25 protein-coding genes and 2 tRNA genes are annotated in these 23,987 nt (G+C 72.4%); 17 read left to right on the plus strand and 10 right to left on the minus strand.

Annotated features, from left to right (window positions below):
• The 4 genes from DQ238_RS18800 to DQ238_RS18810 all read right to left on the minus strand — a co-directional run bounded on the left by DQ238_RS18800 (position 1) and on the right by DQ238_RS18810 (position 2,747).
• A complete protein-coding gene (locus DQ238_RS18800) occupies positions 1–1,026 on the minus strand; it encodes a xanthine dehydrogenase family protein subunit M (RefSeq protein ID WP_113782777.1) in 1,026 nt (341 codons plus the stop codon).
• Positions 1,023–1,547, minus strand: a complete 525-nt coding sequence (locus DQ238_RS18805; protein ID WP_113782778.1) for a 2Fe-2S iron-sulfur cluster-binding protein — start codon at positions 1,545–1,547, stop codon at positions 1,023–1,025. The genes DQ238_RS18800 and DQ238_RS18805 overlap by 4 nt, the downstream gene beginning before the upstream one ends.
• Positions 1,548–1,786: 239 nt before the next feature.
• A complete protein-coding gene (locus DQ238_RS24165; protein WP_255418068.1) occupies positions 1,787–1,918 on the minus strand; it encodes a hypothetical protein in 132 nt (43 codons plus the stop codon).
• Between the two features lie 52 nt (positions 1,919–1,970).
• Entirely contained in the window at positions 1,971–2,747 is a 777-nt protein-coding gene (locus tag DQ238_RS18810; protein ID WP_113782779.1) for a glucose 1-dehydrogenase, read from the minus strand.
• Positions 2,748–3,234: 487 nt separating this feature from the next.
• Between DQ238_RS18810 and DQ238_RS18815 the strand changes: the two genes are divergently transcribed.
• Entirely contained in the window at positions 3,235–5,622 is a 2,388-nt protein-coding gene (locus DQ238_RS18815) for a glycoside hydrolase family 3 C-terminal domain-containing protein (protein ID WP_113782780.1), read from the plus strand.
• On the opposite strand, the gene DQ238_RS18820 is transcribed toward DQ238_RS18815, so the two are convergent.
• From DQ238_RS18820 to DQ238_RS18830, 3 genes are all read right to left on the minus strand, one after another.
• Positions 5,571–5,831 (minus strand): hypothetical protein, encoded by a 261-nt coding sequence (locus DQ238_RS18820; protein WP_113782781.1) that lies wholly within the window; start codon positions 5,829–5,831, stop codon positions 5,571–5,573. The two genes, DQ238_RS18815 and DQ238_RS18820, sit on opposite strands and share 52 nt — an antisense overlap.
• A 245-nt stretch (positions 5,832–6,076) precedes the next feature.
• Positions 6,077–7,210 (minus strand): tyrosine recombinase XerC, encoded by a 1,134-nt coding sequence (xerC, locus tag DQ238_RS18825; RefSeq protein ID WP_113782782.1) that lies wholly within the window; start codon positions 7,208–7,210, stop codon positions 6,077–6,079.
• A 41-nt stretch (positions 7,211–7,251) separates the two neighbouring features.
• The gene (locus DQ238_RS18830) at positions 7,252–7,467 is read right to left on the minus strand and encodes an excisionase family DNA-binding protein (protein ID WP_113782783.1); all 216 of its coding nucleotides are present in this window, start codon (positions 7,465–7,467) and stop codon (positions 7,252–7,254) included.
• Between the two features lie 94 nt (positions 7,468–7,561).
• Between DQ238_RS18830 and DQ238_RS18835 the strand changes: the two genes are divergently transcribed.
• The 5 genes from DQ238_RS18835 to DQ238_RS18855 all read left to right on the plus strand — a co-directional run bounded on the left by DQ238_RS18835 (position 7,562) and on the right by DQ238_RS18855 (position 9,500).
• On the plus strand, positions 7,562–7,813 hold the full coding sequence (locus DQ238_RS18835) for a hypothetical protein (RefSeq protein WP_113782784.1): 252 nt from the start codon (positions 7,562–7,564) through the stop codon (positions 7,811–7,813).
• Positions 7,810–8,223, plus strand: a complete 414-nt coding sequence (locus tag DQ238_RS18840) for a type II toxin-antitoxin system VapC family toxin (RefSeq protein WP_113782785.1) — start codon at positions 7,810–7,812, stop codon at positions 8,221–8,223. Before DQ238_RS18835 ends, DQ238_RS18840 begins: the two co-directional genes overlap by 4 nt.
• A gap of 253 nt (positions 8,224–8,476) precedes the next feature.
• Positions 8,477–8,731, plus strand: coding sequence for a hypothetical protein (locus DQ238_RS18845; RefSeq protein ID WP_147263126.1), 255 nt, complete (start codon positions 8,477–8,479; stop codon positions 8,729–8,731).
• 5 nt (positions 8,732–8,736) lie between these two features.
• Positions 8,737–9,021, plus strand: a complete 285-nt coding sequence (locus DQ238_RS18850) for a hypothetical protein (protein ID WP_113782811.1) — start codon at positions 8,737–8,739, stop codon at positions 9,019–9,021.
• Between the two features lie 290 nt (positions 9,022–9,311).
• On the plus strand, positions 9,312–9,500 hold the full coding sequence (locus tag DQ238_RS18855) for a hypothetical protein (RefSeq protein WP_147263128.1): 189 nt from the start codon (positions 9,312–9,314) through the stop codon (positions 9,498–9,500).
• Positions 9,501–9,749: 249 nt separating this feature from the next.
• Here the strand turns inward: DQ238_RS18855 and DQ238_RS18860 are convergent, their stop codons facing one another.
• Positions 9,750–10,169, minus strand: coding sequence for a UvrD-helicase domain-containing protein (locus tag DQ238_RS18860; protein WP_113782788.1), 420 nt, complete (start codon positions 10,167–10,169; stop codon positions 9,750–9,752).
• A gap of 203 nt (positions 10,170–10,372) precedes the next feature.
• On the opposite strand from DQ238_RS18860, the gene DQ238_RS18865 reads away from it, so the two are divergent.
• From DQ238_RS18865 to DQ238_RS18880, 4 genes are all read left to right on the plus strand, one after another.
• Positions 10,373–10,909: a hypothetical protein gene (locus DQ238_RS18865; RefSeq protein ID WP_113782789.1), complete on the plus strand. Its 537-nt coding sequence runs from the start codon at positions 10,373–10,375 to the stop codon at positions 10,907–10,909.
• The gene (locus DQ238_RS18870; protein ID WP_113782790.1) at positions 10,906–12,192 is read left to right on the plus strand and encodes an exonuclease domain-containing protein; all 1,287 of its coding nucleotides are present in this window, start codon (positions 10,906–10,908) and stop codon (positions 12,190–12,192) included. Before DQ238_RS18865 ends, DQ238_RS18870 begins: the two co-directional genes overlap by 4 nt.
• Positions 12,193–12,213: 21 nt before the next feature.
• Complete coding sequence (locus DQ238_RS18875; RefSeq protein WP_113782791.1) at positions 12,214–13,029, plus strand: AAA family ATPase; 816 nt, start codon at positions 12,214–12,216, stop codon at positions 13,027–13,029.
• 177 nt (positions 13,030–13,206) lie between these two features.
• Entirely contained in the window at positions 13,207–14,682 is a 1,476-nt protein-coding gene (locus DQ238_RS18880) for a hypothetical protein (RefSeq protein WP_113782792.1), read from the plus strand.
• A 1,170-nt stretch (positions 14,683–15,852) separates the two neighbouring features.
• Here the strand turns inward: DQ238_RS18880 and DQ238_RS18890 are convergent.
• Positions 15,853–15,926: transfer RNA gene (locus DQ238_RS18890), tRNA-Gly, on the minus strand.
• 572 nt (positions 15,927–16,498) lie between these two features.
• On the opposite strand from DQ238_RS18890, the gene DQ238_RS18895 reads away from it, so the two are divergent.
• Together DQ238_RS18895 and DQ238_RS18900 are read left to right on the plus strand one after the other, a co-directional pair.
• Positions 16,499–17,287: an alpha/beta fold hydrolase gene (locus DQ238_RS18895; RefSeq protein WP_199506450.1), complete on the plus strand. Its 789-nt coding sequence runs from the start codon at positions 16,499–16,501 to the stop codon at positions 17,285–17,287.
• A 37-nt stretch (positions 17,288–17,324) separates the two neighbouring features.
• The gene (locus DQ238_RS18900; protein ID WP_113782795.1) at positions 17,325–18,269 is read left to right on the plus strand and encodes a quinone oxidoreductase; all 945 of its coding nucleotides are present in this window, start codon (positions 17,325–17,327) and stop codon (positions 18,267–18,269) included.
• A gap of 91 nt (positions 18,270–18,360) precedes the next feature.
• Here DQ238_RS18900 and DQ238_RS18905 read toward each other — a convergent pair whose 3' ends face one another.
• The gene (locus DQ238_RS18905; protein ID WP_113782796.1) at positions 18,361–19,011 is read right to left on the minus strand and encodes a class I SAM-dependent methyltransferase; all 651 of its coding nucleotides are present in this window, start codon (positions 19,009–19,011) and stop codon (positions 18,361–18,363) included.
• A gap of 173 nt (positions 19,012–19,184) precedes the next feature.
• Between DQ238_RS18905 and DQ238_RS18910 the strand changes: the two genes are divergently transcribed.
• From DQ238_RS18910 to clpX, 5 genes are all read left to right on the plus strand, one after another.
• Positions 19,185–19,258: transfer RNA gene (locus tag DQ238_RS18910), tRNA-Pro, on the plus strand.
• Positions 19,259–19,353: 95 nt separating this feature from the next.
• Complete coding sequence (tig, locus tag DQ238_RS18915; RefSeq protein WP_113782797.1) at positions 19,354–20,871, plus strand: trigger factor; 1,518 nt, start codon at positions 19,354–19,356, stop codon at positions 20,869–20,871.
• A gap of 328 nt (positions 20,872–21,199) precedes the next feature.
• On the plus strand, positions 21,200–21,778 hold the full coding sequence (locus DQ238_RS18920; protein ID WP_113782812.1) for an ATP-dependent Clp protease proteolytic subunit: 579 nt from the start codon (positions 21,200–21,202) through the stop codon (positions 21,776–21,778).
• A 17-nt stretch (positions 21,779–21,795) separates the two neighbouring features.
• Positions 21,796–22,425, plus strand: a complete 630-nt coding sequence (locus tag DQ238_RS18925) for an ATP-dependent Clp protease proteolytic subunit (protein ID WP_113782798.1) — start codon at positions 21,796–21,798, stop codon at positions 22,423–22,425.
• 290 nt (positions 22,426–22,715) lie between these two features.
• Positions 22,716–23,987: an ATP-dependent Clp protease ATP-binding subunit ClpX gene (gene clpX, locus DQ238_RS18930; RefSeq protein ID WP_113782799.1), complete on the plus strand. Its 1,272-nt coding sequence runs from the start codon at positions 22,716–22,718 to the stop codon at positions 23,985–23,987.

Genomic DNA, 23,987 nt, shown 5'->3' on the forward strand with positions numbered 1-23,987 from the left:
TCATGCCTCCGGGGTCAGGTCGCGCAGCGTGGCCACGAGCGCGCGGGTGAGCAGCGGGATCTTGAAGCCGTTGCCGCCGTCGATGCCGGGCTGCGGCTGCGCGCCCGCCAGCTCGGCGGCCACGGCCGCGCGGTAGGAGTCGACCGTGGCCGGGCGCCCGCTCAGCGCCTGCTCGGCGCGGGTGGCCCGCCAGGGCTTGTGCGCCACCCCGCCGAGGGCAATGCGGACGTCGGCGACCTGCCCGTCCTCGACGGCGACGACCGCCGCCACCGACACCAGCGCGAAGGCGTAGGAGGCCCGGTCGCGCACCTTGCGGTACGCCGAGCGGACACCGGCCGGCAGCGGCGGCAGGTCGATGGCGGTGATCAGCTCGCCGTGCTCGAGCACCGTGTCGCGGGACGGGTCGTCGCCGGGCAGCCGGTGCAGGTCGACGAAGGGGACGGTCCGCGCACCGGCCGGACCGAGCACCTGCACCTGCGCGTCGAGCGCGGCCAGCGCCACGGCCATGTCCGAGGGGTGGGTGGCGGTGCAGGTCTCCGGCGCCGTGGCGTCGGGCAGCGCCGCCGGGACCCCGAGGACGGCGTGGTAGCGGGTGTAGCCGCCCACCGCCGAGCAGCCGCTGCCCGGCTCGCGCTTGTTGCAGGCGGTGGTGACGTCCTGGAAGTAGACGCAGCGGGTGCGCTGCAGCGGGTTGCCGCCGGTCGTGGCCACGTTGCGCAGCTGACCGGTCGCGCCGGACAGCAGGGCCTGGGCCAGCACCGGGTACCGCTCCCGCACCCGCCGGTCGGCCGCCAGCTCGCTGTTGGTGACGGAGGCGCCGACGCGGATTCCGCCGTCCGGGAGGTCGCTCACCTCGCGGCTGGTGAGCGTGCGGACGTCGACGACCAACTCCGGGCGGGCGACGCCCAGCTTGAGGTGGTCGACCAGGTTGGTGCCCCCGGCCAGGAAGACGGCGTTCGGCTCGGCGGTGACGTCGCGCACGGCCTCGGCGACACTGCCCGGGCGGGCGTAGGCGAACGGCTTCACGCCTGCACACCCCCGGCCTGCTGCACCGCCGGGACGATGTTGACGTAGGCGGCGCAGCGGCACAGGTTGCCGCTCATGCGCTCGGCGACCTCGTCGTGGGTCAGCGCTGTGTCGACGCTGACGTCGGCGGTGAGGTCCTCGGTCACGTGGCTGGGCCAGCCGCGGCCGACCTCGTCCAGCACGCCCACGGCCGAGCAGATCTGCCCCGGGGTGCAGTAGCCGCACTGGAAGGCGTCCCGGTCGAGGAAGGCCTGCTGCACCGGGTGCAGCTCGCCCTCGGGCGCCAGGCCGTCGGCGGTGGTGATCTCCGCGCCGTCGTACGCGACCGCCAACGCCAGACAGGTGAGCGCCCGCTCGCCGTCGAGGAGCACCGTGCACGCGCCGCACTGGCCGTGGTCGCAGCCCTTCTTCGGGCTGGTGTTGCCCAGCCGCTCGCGCAGCAGGTCGAGCAGGGTGGTACGGGTGTCCACGGTCAGCCGGCGGACCTCACCATCGACCCGCAGCGAGATCTCGGCGTCCATGGTGGACGGACGTGCCGGGACCGGCTGAGCGCCGACCGATCCGACACCTGAGGTGCTCGAGTTGCTCATGGTCACTGATCTCCGTCCTGCTTCGGATGGCTGGGGGGCAGGGGTCGGTCAGCAAGGCCGCTCCGGCTTGCGGGGCGGGTCCAGCCGACGGGCTGGCGCCGTCAACGACGAGGCGCAGGGCCGGCGGCCGTGGATCGGACGACTCGGGGTCGCCAGCACCCGGAGACTGGTCAGGGGGTGATGAGGACCTCGGGGTTCTTGCGGTCGGCCATGGCCCGGTACCCGCCGGGCACGTCCTCAAGCCCGATGGCGGAGTCGAAGACCTCCCCGGGCTGGATGGTGCCGCTGAGGATGTCGGGCATCAGCTCATCGATGTAGGCGCGGACAGGAGGGTGGCGCAGGTGCCGGCGGCCGTCAGCGACCGACGGTCTGGCCGCCGTCGACGACCAGGGCGTGGCCGACGGCGAAGGCGCCGAGGTCCGAGCACAGCCACAGCACCGCCGAGGCGATCTCCTCGGGGCGGCCCATCCGGCCGACCGGTTCCTGGCCGACCATCCGCTCGTGGCCCTCGTCGGTGCCGCCGGTGACCCGGCCCATCATCGGGGTGTCGATGACGCCGGGGCAGACGGCGTTGATCCGGATGCCGGCGTCCGCGTACTCCAGGGCGGCGGACTTGGTCAGCCCGATGACGCCCCACTTGGCGGCGGCGTAGCCGGCCTGTCCGGGGATGCCGATGACGCCGGCGCCGGAGGAGGTGTTCACGATCGCCCCGCCGCCGGCCTGCTGCAGCAGCGGGATCTGGTGCTTCATGCAGAGGTAGACGCCGGTGAGGTCGACGTCGAGGATCTTGGTCCAGTCGGCGGTGGACAGCTCGGCGATCGGCGTCAGGGACTGCTCGATCCCGGCGTTGTTGAAGGCCACGTCCAGGCGGCCGAAGGCCTCCACGGTCCGGGCGAGGGCGGTCTGGACGTCGGTCTCGACGGTGACGTCGCAGGTCAGGGCCAGCGCCTGCCCACCGGCCTCCTCGATGAGGCGGGCGGTCTCGACGACGTCGGCCTCCGGCAGTCCGGCGACTGCGACCCGGGCACCCTCGGCGGCGAACGCCAGCGCGGTGGTGCGGCCGATGCCGCTACCGGCACCGGTCACGAAGGCGACCTCGTCGGTGAAGCGCTGCGTGCTGTTCTCGGTCATGGGCTCCTCTCGAACGGGCTGGAGCCCGGGGACGGGGCTCGCTGGGTCGACAGCGCACGGACTTCTTCGATCGCCCCTCTTCGATCGCCCTTCTTCGATCGCCGTCGCGGTGTCGGGTCACTCGGCGAGTCGTTCTCTCCCGAGCAGGTGTACCCATGGGATGCGTTTCTGGCCACCCGCCGGGCCAAGCTCGGTCCTGAGCAGGTCGGCCTGCTCTCCTCGGGCCGTCGGCGGGTCCCCGGGCTGCGTCGGGAAGTGGTCGCGGTGCTCGCCTGCACCGTCACCGCGGCGGTGTGCGCGTGTACGCGGACCCCACTCGAGTGAGGAAGGGGCACGCAGAATGCGGTACATGCGTGTGCGAGAGGCCGGCGTTCGCGAGGGGCTGGCGGAAAGGTGGGCCGGCTCGCGCTGGGGAGGATCGTCCCGCAGCGCGTCGCTCTACCGCCGCCCCCGCACCCTGCACCCTGCACCCTGCGAAGGAGCACCGATGTCCGATGACACTGCCCAGGGGCTCGACGTCCCAGCCCTGCTCGTCCAGCTGACCCTCGAGGAGAAGGCCGCGCTGCTCGATGGCGCCGACTTCTGGCGTACCACTCCGGTGGAGCGGCTGGGCGTGCCGGGGCTCCTGCTGTCCGACGGGCCGCACGGCCTGCGCAAGCAAGCGGTGGGCGGAGACCACCTGGGGCTCGGCAGCAGCGTCCCGGCGACGTGCTTCCCGCCTGCGGCCGGCTTGGCGTCCAGCTGGGACACCGGCCTGCTCACCCGGGTCGGCGAGGCCCTGGGCCGGGAGTGCCGTGCGCAGGGCGTGTCGGTGCTGCTCGGCCCCGGCGTCAACATGAAGCGGTCGCCGCTGTGCGGGCGGAACTTCGAGTACTTCTCCGAGGACCCGCTCCTGGCCGGCGAGCTCGCCGCCGCGCTCGTCGACGGCGTGCAGTCCCAGGGCGTCGGCACGTCGCTCAAGCACTTCGCGGCCAACAACCAGGAGACCGACCGCATGACGGTCTCCGCCGACGTCGACGAGCGCACCCTGCGCGAGATCTACTTCCCGGCCTTCGAGCGGGTCGTCACCCGGTCCGAGCCGTGGACGGTGATGTGCTCCTACAACCGCGTCAACGGCGTCTACGCCTCCGAGGACCCCTGGTTGCTGACCGACGTCCTGCGCGGCGAGTGGGGCTTCGAGGGCCTCGTCGTCTCCGACTGGGGGGCGGTCAGCCGCCGTGACGCCGGCGTCGCCGCCGGCCTCGACCTCGAGATGCCCTCCTCGTCTGGCGGCGGCACCCGCACCGTCCTCGAGGCGCTGCGCTCGGAGGCGCTGTCCGAGGCCGACGTCGACCGCGCCGCCTCCCGCGTCCTCGCGCTCGTCGACCGCGCGCTGCGCGGGCAGGCCGTTCCGGTGGAGGCGGTCGACGTCGACGCGCACCACGCCCTCGCGCGCGAAGCGGCCGCCGCCAGCGCCGTGCTGCTCAAGAACGACGGCGCGATCCTGCCCCTCGACCCCGACGCCGCGGGAGCCGTCGCCGTCGTCGGAGAGATGGCTCGCACCCCGCGGTTCCAGGGCGCGGGCTCCTCCCAGGTCAACCCCACCCGACTCGACACCGCTCTGGACGCGCTGCGCGCGGCCTTCGACGGCCGGCGCGAGGTCACCTTCGCCCCTGGGTACCGGGTCGAGACCGACGCGGCCGACCCTGCGCTGGTCGAGGAGGCCGTGCGCGCCGCGGACGCCGCCGAGGTCGTCGTGCTGTTCCTCGGTCTGCCGCCGTCATGGGAGTCCGAGGGTTACGACCGCGCCTCGATGGACTTGCCGACCGCCCAGGTCGAGCTGCTGCACGTGGTGGCCGACGCGAACCCTCGCGTCGTCGTCGTGCTGTCCAACGGTTCGGTCGTCACCGTCGCCCCGTGGCAGGACCGCGCCCAGGCGGTGCTCGAGGGCTGGCTGCTCGGTCAGGCCGGCGGGTCCGCGACGGCCGACCTCCTGCTCGGCGCCGTCGGCCCGTCCGGCCGGCTCGCCGAGACCATCCCGGTCCGGTACGAGGACACCCCGACCATCGGCGCGTTCCCCGGCGAGCACGGCCACGTCCGCTACGGGGAGGGCCTGCTCATCGGCTACCGCTGGTACGACGCGCACCGGCTGCCCGTCGCGTACCCCTTCGGTCACGGGCTGACCTACACCACGTTCGCGTACTCCGACCTCGACGTGTCCGCCAGCCCGGGACCTCCCACCGAGGTCGACGTCCGGCTCACCGTCACCAACACCGGCGATCGGGCCGGCCTCGAGACGGTCCAGGTCTACGTGGCCGACCCCGAGGCGAGCGTGTACCGGCCGGAGCAGGAGCTGCGGGCCTTTGCGCGGGTCGCGCTCCAGCCCGGCGAGAGCGCCTCGGTCACCCTGGTGCTCGCTCGCCGCGCGTTCGCCTTCTGGCACACCCCTCAGGGCCGCTGGGTGGTCGAGGGCGGCACGTTCGGCATCCGCGTCGGGGCGTCCTCCTCCGACGTCCGCCTCGAGGCCGACGTCCAGCTGTCCGGCGACGACCTCACCCCCCCGCTGACCGTCGAGGCGACGGCCGACGCGTGGCTGGCCCATCCTCAAGCCGGACCCTGGCTCCGGCAGTCCCTCGGTGACGGGGAGTTCGCTCGGCTGATGTCCGACCCGCGCAACGGGCAGATGCTGCGCGCTGTCCCCCTGCAGCGGCTCTCCCGCATGCCCGGCTTCCCCATCAGCGAAGAACAGGTGACCCACGCAGCAGCCCGCTACGCAGACCGAGCAGCTCTGCTGCCCATGCGCGGCGCAGCCCCGCCAGGCGACGTCGCATCACCCCCCTCCGCTCATGCCGCGTCGTCTGCCACGCCGTCGAGCCGCCCGCCGCGTTCGACGTAGCGCCAGAAGGCGGCGTGTTCGGTCGATCCGGCGCCGCCGAGGAACTGGCGCTGGGCCGGCTGCGTGCGGTGTGGACCGGGCCGCCCGTACCGCCGGCTGGCGCGGTCCGCAGACCTCGTCGCCATCGCCGTCCGCGCCAGCCAGCCGGGCCCGTCCTCGTCGGCTCCGCGCGGGCAGGCGCCGGCCAGCGGGGCACCGGGGTCGCGCACGGTGCCGCCGCGGCGGCGGCCCTCCGGCGGAGGGGAAGCGAACGCACCGGCGCCTGGTGCGGCAAGTCAGCGCCGGCTGGGGGCCGGCGACGGGTGGACGCCCGGAGCGGGTGACGGGAATCGAACCCGCATGGCCAGCTTGGAAGGCGGGACGCCTTGGGACTGTATGCGCTGCTCAGCGGCACATTCAGGTGGCTGGACAGGCCCGCATGACCACTATGTGACCAATCGCCTGCAGGTGGGCGCTACGTCGGCCGACCGTCCGTGTCGTCGTCCGGCGCCTCGGTGAGCGCGTCGAGCATGGCATCGAGGGCACGGGCGATGTCGGCGTCGCGGTCGTCCGCGGCGTGCTGGTAGAGCAGGGCGGCGGCGGGGGAGGAGTGGCCGAGCCGGCGCATGAGCTCCTTCGTGGTCGCGCCGGTGGCCGCGGCCAGGGTGGCGCCGGTGTGGCGCAGCTCGTGCGGTCGGACCGCCGGCAGGCCGATGGCGTTCGCGGCTCGGCGGAAGGTCGAGTTCCAGTTGCTACGGGCGAGGTATCCGCCGGAACTGGTGGAGAACAGGAGGGACTCCGGAGGAGCGGAGACGTGCTTCTCCAGGTGATCCTCCAGTACGGCTGCGATCCCGGCGGGGAGGGGCACCGTTCGGTGCCCGGCGTCGGTCTTGGTCTCGCCCACCACCCACCGGCCGCCGACGCGCCGGACCGAACGTTCGACGCGCAGCCGGCCACCGGCCAGGACGTCGGACCGTCGCAGGGCGGTGGCCTCACCGAACCGGAGTCCGCCGAAGGCCAGGACGAGCACGAGCGCGCGGTAGCGCTCGGTTCTCCTGTCTTGCCCCAGTCGTTCTGCCAGCTGCAGGACCTCGGCCGCGGTGAGGGCACGAGAGGGCAGCGAGGCGTTGGGCGTGCCGGCACCGCGCAGTCGGCACGGGTTGGACGCGATGGCTTCGTCGGCGACTGCCACGTTGAGTACAGCGCGCAGCAGTCGGTAGGACTGCGCCAGCGACGTCGGGCCGGTCGTTCGGCCGGCCCTCGCATGCCAGGCGCGGATGGCGGCCGGGGTCACTTCGTCGACGGGGACATCACTCCATGGCTCGGCGAGATGGTGACGCCACAGGCCCGCGTAGAGAACCCGGGTGCCCTCCCGCAGGTCACTGCGGACGAGGTAGTCCTCGGCGTACTCGCCAACGGTGCGGTGGACGGCGTTCGGAGCTCGCCAGCTCTTGCGCAGGAGGTCAGCCTGCTGGCTCGCCAGCCAGGCCCACGCGTCGGCCTTGGCGTTGAAGACCTTGGCGTGACGGCGGCCATCGGGGGCGAGATACCGGGCGCGATAGCGGCCGCTCGGGAGCCGGTCAACCGACCCGAACGTCCGCTTGGCCATGCCGCGACCGTGCCGGGAGCGTCAGCGGTTGTCCGCCGTCGTCACCGCTGACAGTGGACACGGGCCGCGTCCACAAAGGCCTCTAGCGTCGACCGCTCCAGGCGCACATACTTGCCGACTTTGACGAAGGCGATGCGGCGCTCGGTGATGAGTCGGCGGATGAAGCGCTGCCCGGTGCCCAGGTACCCGCCGGCCTGCGCGACGGTCAGCAGCGGACCCCGGTCGCGATCCTGACCTCGGGCCGGTCGTGTCGTCATGGGATCGAGCGTCGCCCGTGTCCCCCAGTACTTCTCCCGTGGTCCTCCTGTTCGTCCTTCCGGTCACTGGCGCACCGTGTGATCATGGAGGGCGATGAGCGCGGATGCGGGCTTTGAGGTCGTGGTGGGTGCCGACGGCGGCATCGCACCGGAGGAGCTGGCGCGTCACGGTGTCCGGCCGGGCGCGCACCTGCGCATCGTGGCCGAGGTCGACCGCCCCCCGATCCGACCGGCCTATGGCGCGCTCCGGGGGCAGCTCCCTGAGGTGTCCTGGGAGGACTTCGAGGCGGCTAGCCGCCTGGCCGTCGAGGACGTCGAGTCTGGCCCCACATTCCCCGACCGGTGAGGGTCGTCGCTGACACGCATGCCCTCGTCTGGTTCCTCGAGGCCGATCAGCGCCTGGGCGTTCGGGCTCGAGAGGTGCTCCAGCACTCGCAGCAGGACCCCGACGGCGGCATCGTCGTCTCGGTGGCCAGCCGCCTCGACCTGCACTACCTCCAGCGGGCCGGTCGGTTCAGCCCGGCCGACGTCCAACGCTGGTGGGCGGTCACGGAGGACCCGAGCTGGAACATCAGCTCGGCCGCCATCACGGGCGCCATCGTCGCCTACTTCGACTCGGCGGAGCTGGCCGCGCTCCGGGATCCGTGGGACCGGCTGATCACGGCCACGGCAATCGACCTTGGAGTTCAGCTGGTCAGCAAGGACCGCGCCATCACCGCGGTCGCGGAGACCGGTGCCGTCGAAGTCATCTGGTGACCGGACCGGACTGTCCTGGCCACGACGGGCACTCGCGGACCTCCTTGTCGAGGCGGCCTGGTTCTGCCCTCCTCGGCGTCAGGGGACTCGTCACAACAAGTTCCCCGACGCCGGAGTGCATGAGGTGTGTCGACTCGGGATCTTGTAGTTCTCCAGTACCGCCGGGGCGGTCGTGACGTCCTCATCGCGGAGCCGAGAGCTGATGGCCCAATGAGGCTCCCGTCGCGGTGGCTTGCAAGATAACTTGTGAGTCGTGGATGATGTGGTGATCCTCCCCAGCGCGCTCAAGCGCGGGTACATCGAGGAGGACATCCGCCACGCACTGCGCAACGCCGTCGACGTGTTCCCCGACCAGGGCGACCACCACCTGACCGTGGCGGTCGGCCCAGCCACCACCGGAGCCATCCTGGAGGTGGGCTACGACTGCGATGAGGACGGCCGCTACGTCGTCGTCCACGTCATGGAGCGGCGCAGCAAGTACGACCGCACTCGAACGAGGAAGAGGTGATGCAGATGCCCCGCAGCTACGACGAGATCGTCGCCCTCTCCGAGGAGATGACCCGCTCCCTCGAGGAGGACCGCAGCGAGCCGACCATCCCGCCGGCCGAGTCGGCCCTGCGCGCGGCCGCACTGCGCCGCTCGCTGGCCGAGAGCGACCTCGGCCAGGCCGTGGTCGCTGCCCGGGCAGCGGGCGTGTCCTGGGACCGGATCGGTGACGCTGTCGGCACCTCCGGTGAGGCGGCTCGGCAGAAGTACGGGCGGTTGACGGCCGGCGTGCGCGAGGTCCGACCCGCGTAGCGCACGCGGGCACACGGAGAGCGGTGAAGAGGCGACCGCGGACGTCGACCGGACCCGCAGTGCGCGGTGGCCGGTTCGGCTCCGACGACGGTCGAGGTCTCGCGCAGGTCGACGTCCGGCGACGGTCGAGGTCTCGCGCAGGTCGACGTCCGGCGATCGCGACCGCTGCAGGCGGCCGGGCACTCCGCCAGCAGCAGCCAGTCCCTGCCGCGCATGGAACGCGCGTTCACCCCAGTGAACGGGGCGTGTCACGGGCACAGAGCCCGAGAGCGCATCGCACCATGCCCTACATGGAGACGATGTGGAAGTGCAGCGACGTGGACTGTGACGGCCAGGCCGTCACCGGCTGGTCCGTTCCGGACCCGAGGCTGGTGTGCGCCGAGCACCGTGACCAGCTCGCGGACCGCCGCGCCGTGGCGATTCCCACCGGCAACGGCGGCATGACCGTTCAGCTGCTGACGCAGTACCGGCGACCCTGAGCCCGCCCTCCGAGCCCGGGATTCGACGAGCACTGCGACAGGGGGCCTCCGCTCGACCGGGGGAGCGGTGACGTGGGATTCGGCATCGGTTCGTGGAGGGTGGAGGTTGCGAGCGTCGAGCACCTCGGCCGCCTGTTCCTCCAGTCGGGCACCTGGGCGTATCCGCTGTGGGAGCCCGTGAGGTCCGTTCGGGCGCGGTGGTTTTCGACCGCTGGAGGCTGACCCGTGCTGGAAGACGACGTCGCTGCGCTACTGGCCAATGTGGACACACGCCTGGGGAGCGACTGGGTGGAGTGGCCCGGCGGCCGCCCGGGGGAGGCGGAGGTCGCGCTGGTCGACGCCGTCATGTCCATCCGGGCGCGGTACGGCCGGCCGGGCGGCCAGGAAGGTGCCCACGTACAGCCCGCCGAGCTGGTCGAGCGCCTGCGGTCCGAGTCGCTCTGCCACCCGCGCGCTGATGCGCTCCTTCAGCGACGCCGCGGCGCGCTCGGTGAAGGTGAAGGTGAAGGCGACGATGCTGCTCGCCAGTGCTCCCTCCGCCAGGAGGGCGGCCACCCGCTGCGAGACGACCTCGGTCTTGCCCGATCCGGCGCTCGCGATGATCTGGACGTGCGAGCCGCGGTGCTGAGCCGCCGCGAGTGCCTGGCCCTGGAGAACGGGCACCGCCATTGAACCCCCGGAGGTCTTCCGCGAACCCTGCTCGTGCGGGATGCGGGTCGCCGGGAGACGGTACGCACGGAATGGGCTCTGGAACCGTCGGTGGCGTAACGGGTGGTTCCGCTGAGACGGGTGGGCCGATTACGGTCCGTTCGGTCTTGGTTCCTGTCGGTGCTGTGTGACACGGTGCCGGGGTAGTCGCTGAACGGGGACGGATGAGCGGCATCGCGGTGGTGGACCAGCCCGACGCGGACCGGGTGGTCGTGTGGCACGTCAGCGTGGGGGACGGCCTGGAGTCGACGATGGCCGGCGCCTGGGTGCTGCCGGCCGACGACGAGTGGATCGAACAGCTTCTCATCGGTCGGCTGCTGGTGACGACGGACGCGGCGGCCGGCCGGTTCGGCGTGGGGGCCGATGCGAGAGCGCTCGCCGCAGCCGTGCAGGGCGAGGTCGATGCGCTCGACCGGGCCTTCACTGCACACCTGGCGACGCTGCCGTCGTCCCGCCGCCAGCTCGTCCGGCCCCGCTGGCCTCGGGTCCCCGGGGAGGCCACGCCGACGACCGCGGGGGACCCGGTGGCGTCCGGAGCGCTGACACTCGCCCGCTGGCTGTCCGATCTCCTCGTCGCCTGGGGCAAGGTCGAGGGCCTGCGTCTGGCGCGGCCGTTCCTGGAGGCGCACGGAGGAGCGGCGGCGCGAACGTATCCGCCCGGCTGGCCGGGCAGCGTCGAGACGACGGGTGCGGCGGCATGAGCGTCGCCGTCGTCGACCTGGAAACCACCGGGGTGTACCCAAGCGTCGACCGCGTCGTGGAGGTCGGCGTCGTCCTGCTTGACGACGCCGGCGCCGTGGAGGACGAGTTCTGCACCGTGGTCGACCCGGGCCGCGACGTCGGGGCGACGTCGATCCACGGCCTCCGTGCCTCGGACGTCGTCGGCGCTCCCACCTTCGCCGAGGTGGCCCCGTACCTGGCCGCGCTGCTGGCCGGCCGGGTGGTCGCCGCGCACAACGCGCTGTTCGACCTGCGCTTCCTCGCCCGCGAGTTCGGTCGAGCGGGGCTGCCGATCGGGTTGTCGCCGGCGTTGTGCACCATGCGGCTGGCCGGCTTCTTCGACCGGTCGATGCGCTCGTTGGCGTCCGTCTGCGAAGCGCTGTCCATCGCGCACGACCGTGCACACGCGGCACTCGAGGACGCCCGCGCGACCGCGACGGCACTGTGCCGTCTGCGCGAGCTGCTCGGGGACGACGCGCTGACCGACGCCGCGCTCACGGTCGACTTCGACCTCGACGGCGCCTATCGCGGATCGGGAGGCGTGTCCACGCGCGAGTGGGCGGTCCTGCTGGCCGAGGTGTCGGTGAGCCGGCGACCGTACGTGGACCCCTGCCGCAGCGTGACCCGATCACGAGCGGCGGCCGCCCGGCTGGAACGCGACAGCTACCTGCCCAACCTGGTGTCGGCACTCCCCGACCTGGCCGCCGCCCCGCCGACGATGGCGCCGTACCTGGCGGCGCTCGACCAGGTGCTCGAGGACCGGCTGGTCAGCGTCAGCGAGGCCGACCAGCTGATCGCGCTGGCCGGGGAGCTCGGGTGCGCGCCGGGTCACGTGCAGGCTGCGCACCGGCTCTATCTCGAGGCGTTGGCGACCGTCGCTCTTGCCGACGACATTGTGACGGAGGCGGAGCGTCAGGATCTCGACCGGGTCGCCGTCCTGCTGGGCATGCGGCCCGACGACGTCGACACCGCACTGACCATGGTCCGGTCCGGCGCACGGGTGTCGCTCCCGCGCGGCGCGCGAGGCCTGTCGCCCGGCGACACGATCGTCTTCACCGGCGAGATGGCGCGCCCCCGGTCAGCGTTCGTGGAAGCCGCCCGCGCCGCCGGCCTCGAGCCGATGAACGCGGTCTCGGGCAGGACCGATGTGCTCGTGTGTGCCGACCCGGAGTCGCAGTCGGGCAAGGCACGCAAGGCCCGCGCCCTCGGCGTGCGGGTGATCGGTGAGGTGGCGTTCTGGGAGTCGGTCGCCCGCGTGGGCTGATCACGAAGGGGAGGTTGTTGGGTGTCCACGAGCGCGGGGGACGACGGCCTGCACGAGCGGCTCTCCCAACGGGTGGACCGGTCCGCGCTGTCCGAGGCGGCCAAGCTCGTGGTCCTCAGCGCGTTTTGGGGGAATGACGAGTTCGAGGCGGCGCTCGACGGGGCGGTCCACGGGAAGGTCGCCGCGGTGCCCACGGTGGAGCCGGCCGACGTTCCGCGGACCTACCTGACGGCGGTCACGGTCGCCGGCTTCCGGGGGATCGGACCGCAGACGACGCTGGACTTGCAGCCCGGGCCGGGCCTCACCCTCGTCGTTGGCCGCAACGGATCGGGCAAGTCGAGCTTCGCTGAGGCTGCCGAGATCGCGCTGATCGGCACCAACGCGCGCTGGCAGGACCGCACGTCGGTGTGGCGGGAGGGATGGCGCAACCTCCACCGCGGCGACGCGCAGCCCTCGGTGCGGGTCGACCTGCACATCGACGGCGAGCCGGGCATCACGCGGGTGGCCCGCGAGTGGGAGGGCGAGGACGTCGACGAATCACGGGTCTGGGCGCAGCGGCAGGGGGCGCGACGGGAGTACGGCGAACTGGGCTGGGGCGACGCGCTGACGGCCTACCGGCCGTTCCTCTCCTACTCCGAGCTGGGGTCCGTGCTCGGCAAGCCGTCGGACCTCCACGACGCGCTGTTCCGCATCCTCGGCCTGCAGAAGGTGGCCGACGCCCAGGGGCGGCTGCACCGGGCCTTGACCGACCTGGAGAACCGGCGCAAGGAGTGCGCGACCGAAGGCAAGGAGTTGTTGGCCGCCCTGCGCGCCGCCGCCGACGACCGCGCCGCGTGAGCCGCCGAGGCGCTCGGTGGGAAGGTACCGGACTTCGACGCCGTCGCCGACGTGATCCGGGTTGACTGGGCTCCGGACGGTGATCTGGCAGTGCTGAGGGCGTGGGCCGGCATCACGCCCCCGAATCCTGGGGCAGCACACCGCGCGGCCGAGGCGCTCGACGCCGCTGCCGGTGCCGTGCAAGGGCTGACCGGCGGCGACAGCGACCAGACGCGCCGCCTGGTGTCGCTGCTCGAGCAGGCGATGGCCCACGCCGACCATGCCGAGGGCGCTGACTGCCCGGTGTGCGGCGCACAGGGGCGGATCGATGCCGCGTGGCGCGTGGCCACAGAGGAGCAGCTGAACCGGCTGCGCCAGGCAGCCGAAGCCGCCGATCGCGCCCACGCCGCACTCCGCAGCGCTCGCTCCGCCGTCCAGAACGTCGCCCTGCCCCCGCCCCCAGCGCTGCATCAGGCACCCCCGCCCGGCGTCGATGCGGCTCAACTGCAGGCGATCTGGTCCGCCTGGACGGCGGCCGTCCAGGCCGACGATCCGGCGACCGCGGTCGCCGCCCTCCGAACCGACACCGTCCCGCTCGCGGAGCTGGTCAGCGCAGCGTCCGAGGCGGCCGGCAAGGAACTGCGGCGCCGAGAGGACGCCTGGCAGCCCCTGGCCGAGCGGTTGAGCGCACACCTGCCTCGGGCCCGCGCGGTGGTCGAGCAGGCGCAGGTGCACGCCGACGTCAAGGCCGCCCGCGACTGGCTGAAGGGCCAGGCGGACGGTCTCCGGGACGAGGGCCTGCGGCCGATCGCCGACCATGCCGCTGAGGTCTGGCGGCAGCTGCGCCAGGAGAGCAACGTCGACCTGGGGCCGGTGCGACTGGAGGGCGCGAAGACCCGGCGACGGGTGGCGCTCGACGTCACCGTCGACGGCGACGCGGGGGCGGCGCTGGGCGTGATGAGCCAAGGCGAGCTGCACGCGCTCGGCTTCGCGCTCTTCCTGCCCCGGGCGATGCTCGACCAGAGCCCATTCTGCTTCGTCATGATCGACGACCCGGTGCAGGCCATGGACCCGTCGAAGGTCGACGGCCTCGCTCGCGTGCTGGCCGGCACCGCGGTCACCCACCAGGTCGTCGTCTTCACCCACGACGACCGGCTCTCCGACGCCGTCCGCAGGCTCCAGCTTCCGGCGACCATCTGGGAGGTCGTGCGCCGGGAACGCAGCGTCGTCGAGTTGCGGCGATCCGACCATCCCGTGACGCGCTACCCCGACGACGCCCGGGCGGTCGCCCGGAGCCAGAGCCTCACCGACGCGGCAAAGAGCCGGGTGGTCGCCGGCTTCTGCCGGAGCGCGCTGGAGGCCGCCTGCCACGACGTCGTGCGGAGGCGGCGTATCGGCCGAGGCGACCGTCACGCCGACGTCGAGGCGGCGCTGAACCAACCGACCACGCTGACGGCCACCACGGCGCTGGCACTGTTCGACGACCCGGGCAGAGGAGACCAGGTGCTCCCGCACTACAACAAGCGCCTGGGCCGGTGGGCGGGGGACGTGCACCAGGCGTGCAACAAGGGCGTGCACGGCGGAGCTGCGTTCGACGCGATAGATCTGGTCGAGAAGGCGCAGAAGGTGGCCGACTTCCTCCGAGCCCTCGGCCCGGCCGCGGCAGTCCCGTGACGGAGTCCGAGGAGCTTCTCGCCCAGGCCGACCAGCTTCTCCGCCACGGGAGCTCGGACGCCGGTGGCTGGTGGCCGCGGACCGCTGCCTTCCTCATCCGTGCCGCTCTCGAACTGGAACTCCGAGCCTTCTGGGACCGCGCCGAGCCGGGCACGGAAGGGGCGCCGATGCGGGCGCAGCTGCTCGTGCTTGCGACGCGGACACCGCCGGGGGCCGGGACCGCGCGGGACGTCGCTGCCGCCTGGCACGCGCTGAGCAGGGCCTGCCACCACCACCCCTACGAGCTGGCGCCGACTGCTGCGGAGCTTCGGGCCTGGCATGCGGACGTGGCCGGGCTGAGTTCCGCACTGCGCGTCCGCAACACCGCTGAGTACGTGTACGGAACAGCCGGGAGCTGACGATGGCCAGATCGATCCGTGACTGGTTCGCTGACCGCGAGTCGGGGTCCCTGGACGACGCGATGGACGACGAGGTCGTCGAGCGGCAGGCTCCTTGGGATCTCGCGCCCTTCCGGAGCGCTCCGTCGCAAACCCCGCAGCGGAGCAGCGCCCCCTCCCGACGGGTCGGCTCTGGGGGGACCCAGAAACGGGCGCAGCCTCGAGGCCGGGTGCCGGGAAGGGTCCCCGCCGCGTCATCCGTCTCCCAGCCGGTCGCCTCCGCTCCCGTCGTGCCGCGCGCCCTACGTGAGCGAATCACGGTGGCCATCCGGCTCCACCCTGGCCTCGGCGCCCGACGAGTGGCGGCGGCCCTGCGCGCCGCGGGGACGGACGTGACCAAAGCCCAAGTCGCCCTGCTGCTGCGCGACCTCGCGCCGCCGACTGGCAGGGCTTCGACCGCACCTGCGGCCCGAGCGGCGCGGCGGCGCTGGGAGTGGAAGCCGCCGCCCGGCCTCGCTGACACCTCTGTGCGGCTCGTGCGGGGTGGCGATCAGCCATCTCGGCATGTGCCGCTGCTCGTGAGGTGGTGGCCGACTCGCCAGAACGCTCTTGTCGGTGGCGGGCTGGCCTTGGAGCCGACCGGCTCCGGCTCACTGGGTCACTGGGTCACTTACTGTAAGCAGCGGCCAAACGCGGTGGTCGGGGGCCAACAGGGGTCAGCATCGTTAAGGCACGGAAGGAGGCGCACTCGTCGGCTGAGCTGCGAAAACTGGCGTCTGAGCTGGTCAGTACGTGGAGCGGGTGACGGGAATCGAACCCGCATGGCCAGCTTGGAAGGCTGGGGCTCTGCCATTGAGCTACACCCGCGAGACTCTGGCAAGAGGACCCGCGAGCAACGCGTCCCCTCACCGTGAGGAGCCCCGACGATCGCGATCGACCGGGCTCCCAGTCCGGGTAGAGGGTAGCGCGAGGCCCTGGCGCGGCGGGGCGGGGCGTGGGACGACCTGCGCTGCGGTCCTCCTGACCACGAGAGCGGAGTGTCCCGGACGTGCGGGGGTGCTACCCCGGCGGCCGGGACAGCACCGCCGCCGCTGACGTGCCGAGGCCGGCCGTCCGAGGGTCGCGCCGGTCGGCGTAGAGCCGGCGGTCGACCTGCGGTCAAAGGCGTGCCAGGTCACGATTGCGCCATGTGCCCGGGTCGCGGCAGAGGGCGTGGTTGGCTAGCTGGCTGCTGGCGTCGCCGTCGTCCCCGGCAGGGCCTTCGACGTCCCCAGATACCCGTGGCTGTGCGTCGGCGCCCTCACCGCCACCAATCGACTGGTCGAGCACCCGAGCCGGGCAGGGGAGTGACGCCGGGATGACCAGAGCAGCGGCGAACCCCCCCGGCTCCTCCGGGGGCCGGGCTGTCCCGGAGCCGGCTCGAACTGACCGTCGACGGGGTGCCCCTGGACCTGGCCGTGGCCTCCCGGGCCGGGGAGGGGGCACCGGTCCTCTTCCTGCCCGGGTTCGGGTCCACCGAGGAGGACTACACCGACGTCGCCCTGCACCCGGCCCTCGACGACCGCCCGGTCATCGCCTACGACGCACCCGGCTGTGGGCAGACGACCTGCGGGGACCTCTCGGCCGTCTCGATCCCCTTCCTGGTCGCCACGGCCTCCGCCGTGCTCGCCACCCCGGGAGTGGACCGGTTCCACCTCGTCGGGCACTCGATGGGCGGCCTGACCGCGCTGCTGCTCGCCGACCGCGACCCCGCCCGGGGGGTCGGCTTCGTCGACATCGAGGGCAACGTGGCGCCCGAGGACTGTTTCCTGTCCCGCCAGATCATCAGCCACCCGCACTCCGATCCGCAGGGCTTCCTCACCGAGTTCGCCGACCGGGTGTGGAGCTCCGGGGAGTACTCGAGTGCGCTGTACGCGGCCGGCCTGCCGCACAAGGTCCGTGCCGAGGCGGTGCGGCCGATCTTCGCGTCGATGGTCGACCTCTCCGACCACGGCCAGCTGATGCAGCGGTTCCTCCGGCTGCCGTTCCCGCGGGTGTTCGTGTACGGCGAGCAGAACCGCTCCCTGTCGTACCTGCCGACGCTGGCCGACCACGGCGTCGAGCTGGCCGAGATCCCGCACAGCGGGCACTGGCCGATGTACTCCAATCCACCGGCGATGTGGTCGCGGATCACCGAGTTCGTGACCCGGACCAGCGCGGACGACACCGATCGCAACCGCGTGTCCTGACCGTGGTCCGCAGCCCACGACCGACGAAGGAGGCAACGTGCAGGCAGTGGTCATCGAACGCACCGGCGGACCCGAGGTGTTGACCGTCCGCGAGATCCCCGATCCCGAGCCCGGCGACGGGCAGGTGCTGGTGGACGTCGAGGCCGTCGGCGTCAACTTCCGCGACGTCTACGAGCGCGAGGGCCGGCCGCCCTACGGCGCCGAGGTGCCCACGATCGTCGGTGCGGAGGGCGCCGGGACCGTCGTCGGCACCGGGGGGCGGGTCGCCTGGCTGGGCGTCGCCGGCAGCTACGCGGCCCGGGTGGTCGCGCCGCGCGACGAGCTGGTGCCGGTGCCCGACGACGTGCCCCTCGACGTCGCCGCCGCCGTCATGCTCCAGGGCTGCACCGCCCAGTACCTCGCTGCCGACTCGTACCCCGTCGCCGAGGGCGACTGGGCGGTCGTGCACAGCGCGGCCGGCGGTGTCGGCCTGCTGCTCACCCAACTCGTGCGCGCCCGCGGCGGTCACGTGCTGGCCACGACCTCGACCGAGGACAAGGCCGACCTCGCCCGGGCCGCCGGCGCCGACGACGTCGTGGTCGGCTACGAGGGGTTCGCCGAGCGGGTCCGCGAGCTCTCCGGTGGCGAGGGAGCGGCAGCGGTCTACGACGGCGTCGGCCGGACGACGTTCACCGCGGGGCTGACCGCGCTGCGGCCCACCGGGCGGATGATCCTCTACGGCGCCGCCAGCGGGCAGCCCGAGCCGCTGGAGCTCCAGCAACTGGCAGCGCACGGCTCGCTCTACGTGCAGCGGCCGACGCTGGGCACCTACACGCGCACCCCGGAGATGCTGCGCCAGCGTGCCGGCGCGGTCCTGGACCTCGTCGCCACCGGGCGGCTCGACGTCCGCATCGGCGGGCGCCGTCCGCTGGCCGAGGCCCGGCGGGCGCACGAGGACCTCGAGGGGCGGCGGACCACCGGCAAGCTCCTGCTGCTGCCCTGAAGGACGCCGACGCACCGGAGACGTGATGCCGCACCACGGAGCTCGTGACGCGGCCGCACGGTGACGTGCAGGGTCCGACCGCCGTCGACCGTCACGACCGGACCGCGGTGCCCAGGATCTGCGGGTTCGCCGGGAGGGGGACCTGCGTCTCCGGGAACGCGAAGCGCTCCAGGCGGTCGACGGTGAAACCCGCGGCCGCGATCGCCGCGGCGGTGTCCCTCGCCGTGTGGCAGCCGCCGCCGAACGCCGGCCAGACGCTGGCGTCGAGCAGTCGCTGCACCCGGGCCAGGCCAGGCCGGTCGGCGCGCACGTGCTCCCAGAAGTGCAGCCGGCCGCCGGGGCGCAGGACCCGGTGGACCTCCCGCAGCGCGGTGGCCTGGTCCGGCACGGTGCAGAGCACCAGCGAGACGACGGCCGCGTCGAAGGCACCGTCGTCGGCCGGCAGCCGGTCGGCCGTGCCGTCCACGACGGTCACCGGCACCGGGGCCGCGGAGGCCGCCCGCCGGGCGAGGTCGCGCAGGTGGCCCTCGGGTTCCACGGCGACCGCCTCCGTGACCGCCGAGGGGTAGTGGCGGAAGTTCGCGCCCGTCCCCGCCCCGACCTCCACCACGCGGCCGACGACGCCCGCGAGCAGCCGTTGCCGGTGTCCCGCGGCTCCGTGGTCCTCCAGCGACGACGCCTGCCGTGCCCAGAACCGAGCGAAGACCGGGTGCCGGACCCTCGCGTCGCCCCTCGTCCCCACCGCCGCCTCCCGTCCTCGCCGTACCGGTGCAGACTGCCCCGATCGCCTCCCGCGCGGCAGCCCGCCCCCCACCGCGCCGACGAGGCGACCCGCGTGCCGGAGCGGGTCGGAGGCCGGCTCACCGGCGCGGCCTCGGGCCGACCGCGGGCTCGGCCTACACTCGTGCTCCGCCACGGGGTGTGGCGCAGCTTGGTAGCGCACCCGCTTTGGGAGCGGGGGGCCGTGGGTTCAAATCCCGCCACCCCGACCGTCGCGCATCTGTCTCTAGACTCGGAGGTCGAGCCGGCGTCGTCGGTCCCGCCCGGCGCCCGTCCCTGACTGCGATCGAGGAGCACTGCCGCTGTGAAGAGCACCATCGAGGAACTGGGCCCGACGCGGGTCCGGATGGCGATCGAGGTGCCGTGGGGGGACCTGGACCACGCCTTCGGTGAGGTCTACAAGGAGCTGGGCCGCCAGGTGCGCGTCCCCGGCTTCCGCCCCGGCAAGGTGCCCAACCGGGTCATCGACACCCGCATCGGCCGGCCGCTCGTGCTCGAGCAGGTCGTCCAGCACGCCGTCCCGGAGGTCTACTCCGAAGTCGTCCGGGAGAACCAGGTCCGCGTGCTGGGTCAGCCCGACATCGAGGTGACCCGCCTCGACGACAACGACACCCTGGCCTTCACCGCCGAGGTCGACGTCGCCCCGAAGCTCGAGCTGCCGTCGCTGGACGAGCTCGCGGTCACCGTCGACGACGTCGAGGTCACCGACGAGGAGGTCGACCAGCAGATCGCGGTCATGCGCGAGCGCTTCGGCATGCTCACCGGGGTCGAGCGCCCCGCGCAGGACGGCGACTTCGTCTCCATCGACCTGGAGGCCCGCCTGGACGACGAGGTGCTCGAGGACGGCTCGACCACCGGCATGTCCTACGAGGTCGGCTCCGGCAGCCTCATGGAGGGCCTCGACGACGCCGTCCGCGGGCTGTCCGCCGGCGAGTCGGCGACCCTACAGACCGAGCTGCACCAGGGCCCCGACGCCGGGCGGACCGCCGACGTCACCGTCACCGTCCGCTCGGTGAAGGAGAAGGAGCTCCCGGAGCTCGACGACGAGTTCGCCTCCACGGCCAGCGAGTTCGACACCCTCGAGGAGCTCCGCGAGGACGTCCGCACCCGCCTGGCCCGCACCAAGGTGCTGCAGCAGGGCGCGCAGGCCCGCGACAGGCTGGTCGAGCACCTGCTCGAGGCCATCGAGGTGCCGGTCCCGGACAACCTGGTCGAGCGCGAGATCGAGTGGCGCAACCGGGCCATGGAGTCCGAGTTGCAGCAGGCCGGCATGGACTGGGACACGTTCCTGCAGATGTCCGGGGTCGAGGACCGCGAGGCCTACGACGCCGACCAGCGCAGGAACATCGAGGAGGCGGTGCGCACCCAGTTCATCCTGGACGCCGTCGCCGACGCCCGGGAGGTCACCGTCGACAACGACGACCTGTCGGCGCAGGTCATGGCCCAGGCCCAGCGCAACCGGGTGAGCCCGGAGCAGTACGCCCAGCAGCTGCAGCAGAGCGGCAACATCGCCGAGTTCGTCGCCGACGTCCGCCGGACCAAGACCCTCGCCCAGCTGCTCGAGCAGACGAGGATCTCCGACGCCTCCGGCAACGTCGTCGACCTCGAGGCGCTGCGCCCGAAGACGGTGTCGGCGCCGGCGGCCGACACCGCGGCCGACACCGCGGCCGACGAGGACGCCGCGACCGAGGACGCCGCGACCGAGGACGCCGCCCAGGACGTCGCGACCGACGAGGCCCCCGACGCCGAGGTCGCCGACGCCGCCGCGGTCGAGGCGACCGAGGGCGCCACCGAGGACACCGAGGACGTCACCAGGGGCTGACCAGCCACGGACAGTGTGACCGCGCCGTCCCAGCCCGAGACCCGGGGCCGGGGCGGCGTCGGTCGTCCCGGGGGAGGAGCGGCGCACCGCCGGCTGCGCCCTCGGCGAACACCCCCCGCGCCGGGACTGCCGCCCCGCACGTGCGCGTTAGGGTCGACGCAGACCCAGCCGACCACCGGGGACACCCGCCCCCGCGGTGTCCCCGGGCCCGCACCACCAGCCCCGCCAGCGAGACCGACTGCGCGGCAGTCCTACGGAGGTCACCGCACCCGTGAGCACCAACCCGAACCCGGCGGGCGCGCCGCTCCTGCGCGCAGCCGCCGGGGGGATGAACCTCAACGACTCCGTCTACGAGCGCCTGCTCCGCGAGCGCATCATCTTCCTCGGCAGCCAGGTCGACGACGTCATCGCCAACCAGCTGTGCGCCCAGATGCTGCTGCTGTCAGCCGAGGATCCCAAGCAGGACATCCACCTCTACATCAACTCGCCCGGTGGCTCGGTCACGGCCGGCATGGCCATCTACGACACCATGCAGTTCATCGACTGCGACGTCGCCACCTACGGCATGGGCCTGGCCGCCTCGATGGGCCAGTTCCTGCTCACCGCCGGCACCAAGGGCAAGCGCTACGCCCTGCCGCACGCGCGGATCATGATGCACCAGCCGTCGGCCGGCGTCGGCGGCACCGCCTCGGACATCGCCATCCAGGCCGACCTGTTCCGGCGGACCAAGCGTGAGCTCAACGAGCTGCAGTCCTTCCACACCGGGCAGGACATCGAGCAGATCGAGCGCGACTCCGACCGCGACCGCTGGTTCACCGCGCAGGAGGCCCTCGACTACGGCTTCGTCGACCACGTGGTGAGCCGGGCGGCCATGACCGACAGCGCGAACCCGGTCACCGACAACTGAGGTCCGGAGGGACTTTGATGAGCAGTTTCCAGATGCCCTCCAGCCGCTACGTGCTGCCCTCCTTCGTGGAGCGGACCAGCTACGGCATGAAGGAGTCCAACCCCTACAACAAGCTCTTCGAGGAGCGGATCATCTTCCTCGGGGTGCAGATCGACGACGCGTCGGCCAACGACGTGATGGCCCAGCTGATCACGCTGGAGTCCGCCGACCCCGACCGCGACATCACCATCTACATCAACTCGCCCGGCGGCTCCTTCACCTCGCTGATGGCGATCTACGACACCATGATGTTCGTCCGGCCCGACATCCAGACCGTCTGCATGGGCCAGGCCGCCTCCGCCGCCGCCGTCCTGCTCGCGGCCGGGACGCCGGGCAAGCGGCTGGCGCTGCCGTACTCCCGGGTGCTGATCCACCAGCCGTCGGGCGAGTCCGGCGGCCAGGTGTCGGACCTGGAGATCCACGCGGCCGAGATCCAGCGGGTCCGGTCGCAGATGGAGGAGATCCTGGCCCGGCACACCGGCCAGACGGTGGACCAGGTCCGTCTCGACATCGAGCGCGACAAGATCCTCACGGCCGAGGAGGCGAAGGCCTACGGCATCGTCGACCAGGTCATCCAGAGCCGGAAGCTGAACGCGCTGCCGGCCTGATCCGTCGAATCGGTACGGGTCGAGTGTGCGCGTGTCGCGCCCTCGACCCGTACCGTCGGGGGAGACGGGACGCACGTGGTCGGCCGTCGGCCGTGGTCGGGCGAGTCATCGCCGGTCGCGGCCGGGGTCGGCGGGTACCGTCGGCGAGCGCCCGATCCCCGGCCGCCAGGGCCGGGAGGAGAGCCTCGCGGAGCACCACGACAGGCGGGGCCGGACACGGGACATCGGTGTGGTCAACATGCAGGCGCCTGGGCCCAGGAGCCTGATTTCCCCGAGGTGGAGGTCAGCAGGTGGCACGAATCGGTGAGAGCGGCGACCTGCTCAAGTGCTCGTTCTGCGGGAAGAGCCAGAAGCAGGTCAAGAAGCTCATCGCGGGCCCCGGGGTCTACATCTGCGACGAGTGCATCGACCTCTGCAACGAGATCATCGAGGAGGAGCTGTCGGAGTCGTCGGACCTGAAGTTCGACGAGCTGCCCAAGCCCAAGGAGATCCACGACTTCCTCGAGCAGTACGTCATCGGCCAGGACAAGGCCAAGCGGGCGCTGTCGGTCGCGGTCTACAACCACTACAAGCGCGTGCAGGCCGGTGGCGCCGGCAGCCGCGACGAGTCGGTGGAGCTGGCCAAGTCCAACATCCTGCTGATGGGGCCGACCGGCTGCGGCAAGACCCACCTCGCGCAGACCCTCGCCCGGATGCTGAACGTGCCGTTCGCCATCGCCGACGCCACCGCCCTCACCGAGGCCGGCTACGTCGGTGAGGACGTCGAGAACATCCTGCTCAAGCTCATCCAGGCCGCCGACTACGACGTCAAGCGGGCCGAGACCGGGATCATCTACATCGACGAGGTCGACAAGATCGCCCGCAAGAGCGAGAACCCGTCGATCACCCGCGACGTCTCCGGCGAGGGCGTGCAGCAGGCGCTGCTGAAGATCCTCGAGGGGACGACGGCGTCGGTGCCCCCGCAGGGAGGCCGCAAGCACCCGCACCAGGAGTTCATCCAGATCGACACGACGAACGTGCTGTTCATCGTGGGCGGCGCCTTCGCCGGGCTGGAGAAGATCATCGAGCAGCGGGCCGGGAAGCAGGGCATCGGTTTCGGCTCGGAGATCCGCAGCCGGAAGGAGATCGACGAGGCCAACGCCTTCGCCGAGGTCATGCCCGAGGACCTGCTGAAGTTCGGGATGATCCCCGAGTTCATCGGCCGGCTGCCGGTGATCACCAGCGTGGAGAAGCTCGACCGCGAGGCGCTGATCAACATCCTCACCGAGCCGAAGAACGCCCTGGTGCGCCAGTACCGGCGGCTGTTCGAGCTCGACGGGGTGGACCTGGAGTTCACCGACGACGCCCTCGAGTCGATCGCCGACCAGGCCATCCTGCGCGGCACCGGCGCCCGCGGGCTGCGGGCGATCATGGAGGAGGTCCTCCAGTCGGTCATGTACGACGTCCCCAGCCGGGACGACGTCGCCTCCGTGGTGATCACCAAGGAGGTCGTGCTGGAGCACGTCAACCCGACGATCGTGCCGCGCAAGCCCGCTCGCGCCCCCCGCGAGAAGAGCGCGTAA

The organism is Geodermatophilus sp. TF02-6 (assembly GCF_003319115.1).
GTDB lineage: Bacteria > Actinomycetota > Actinomycetes > Mycobacteriales > Geodermatophilaceae > Geodermatophilus.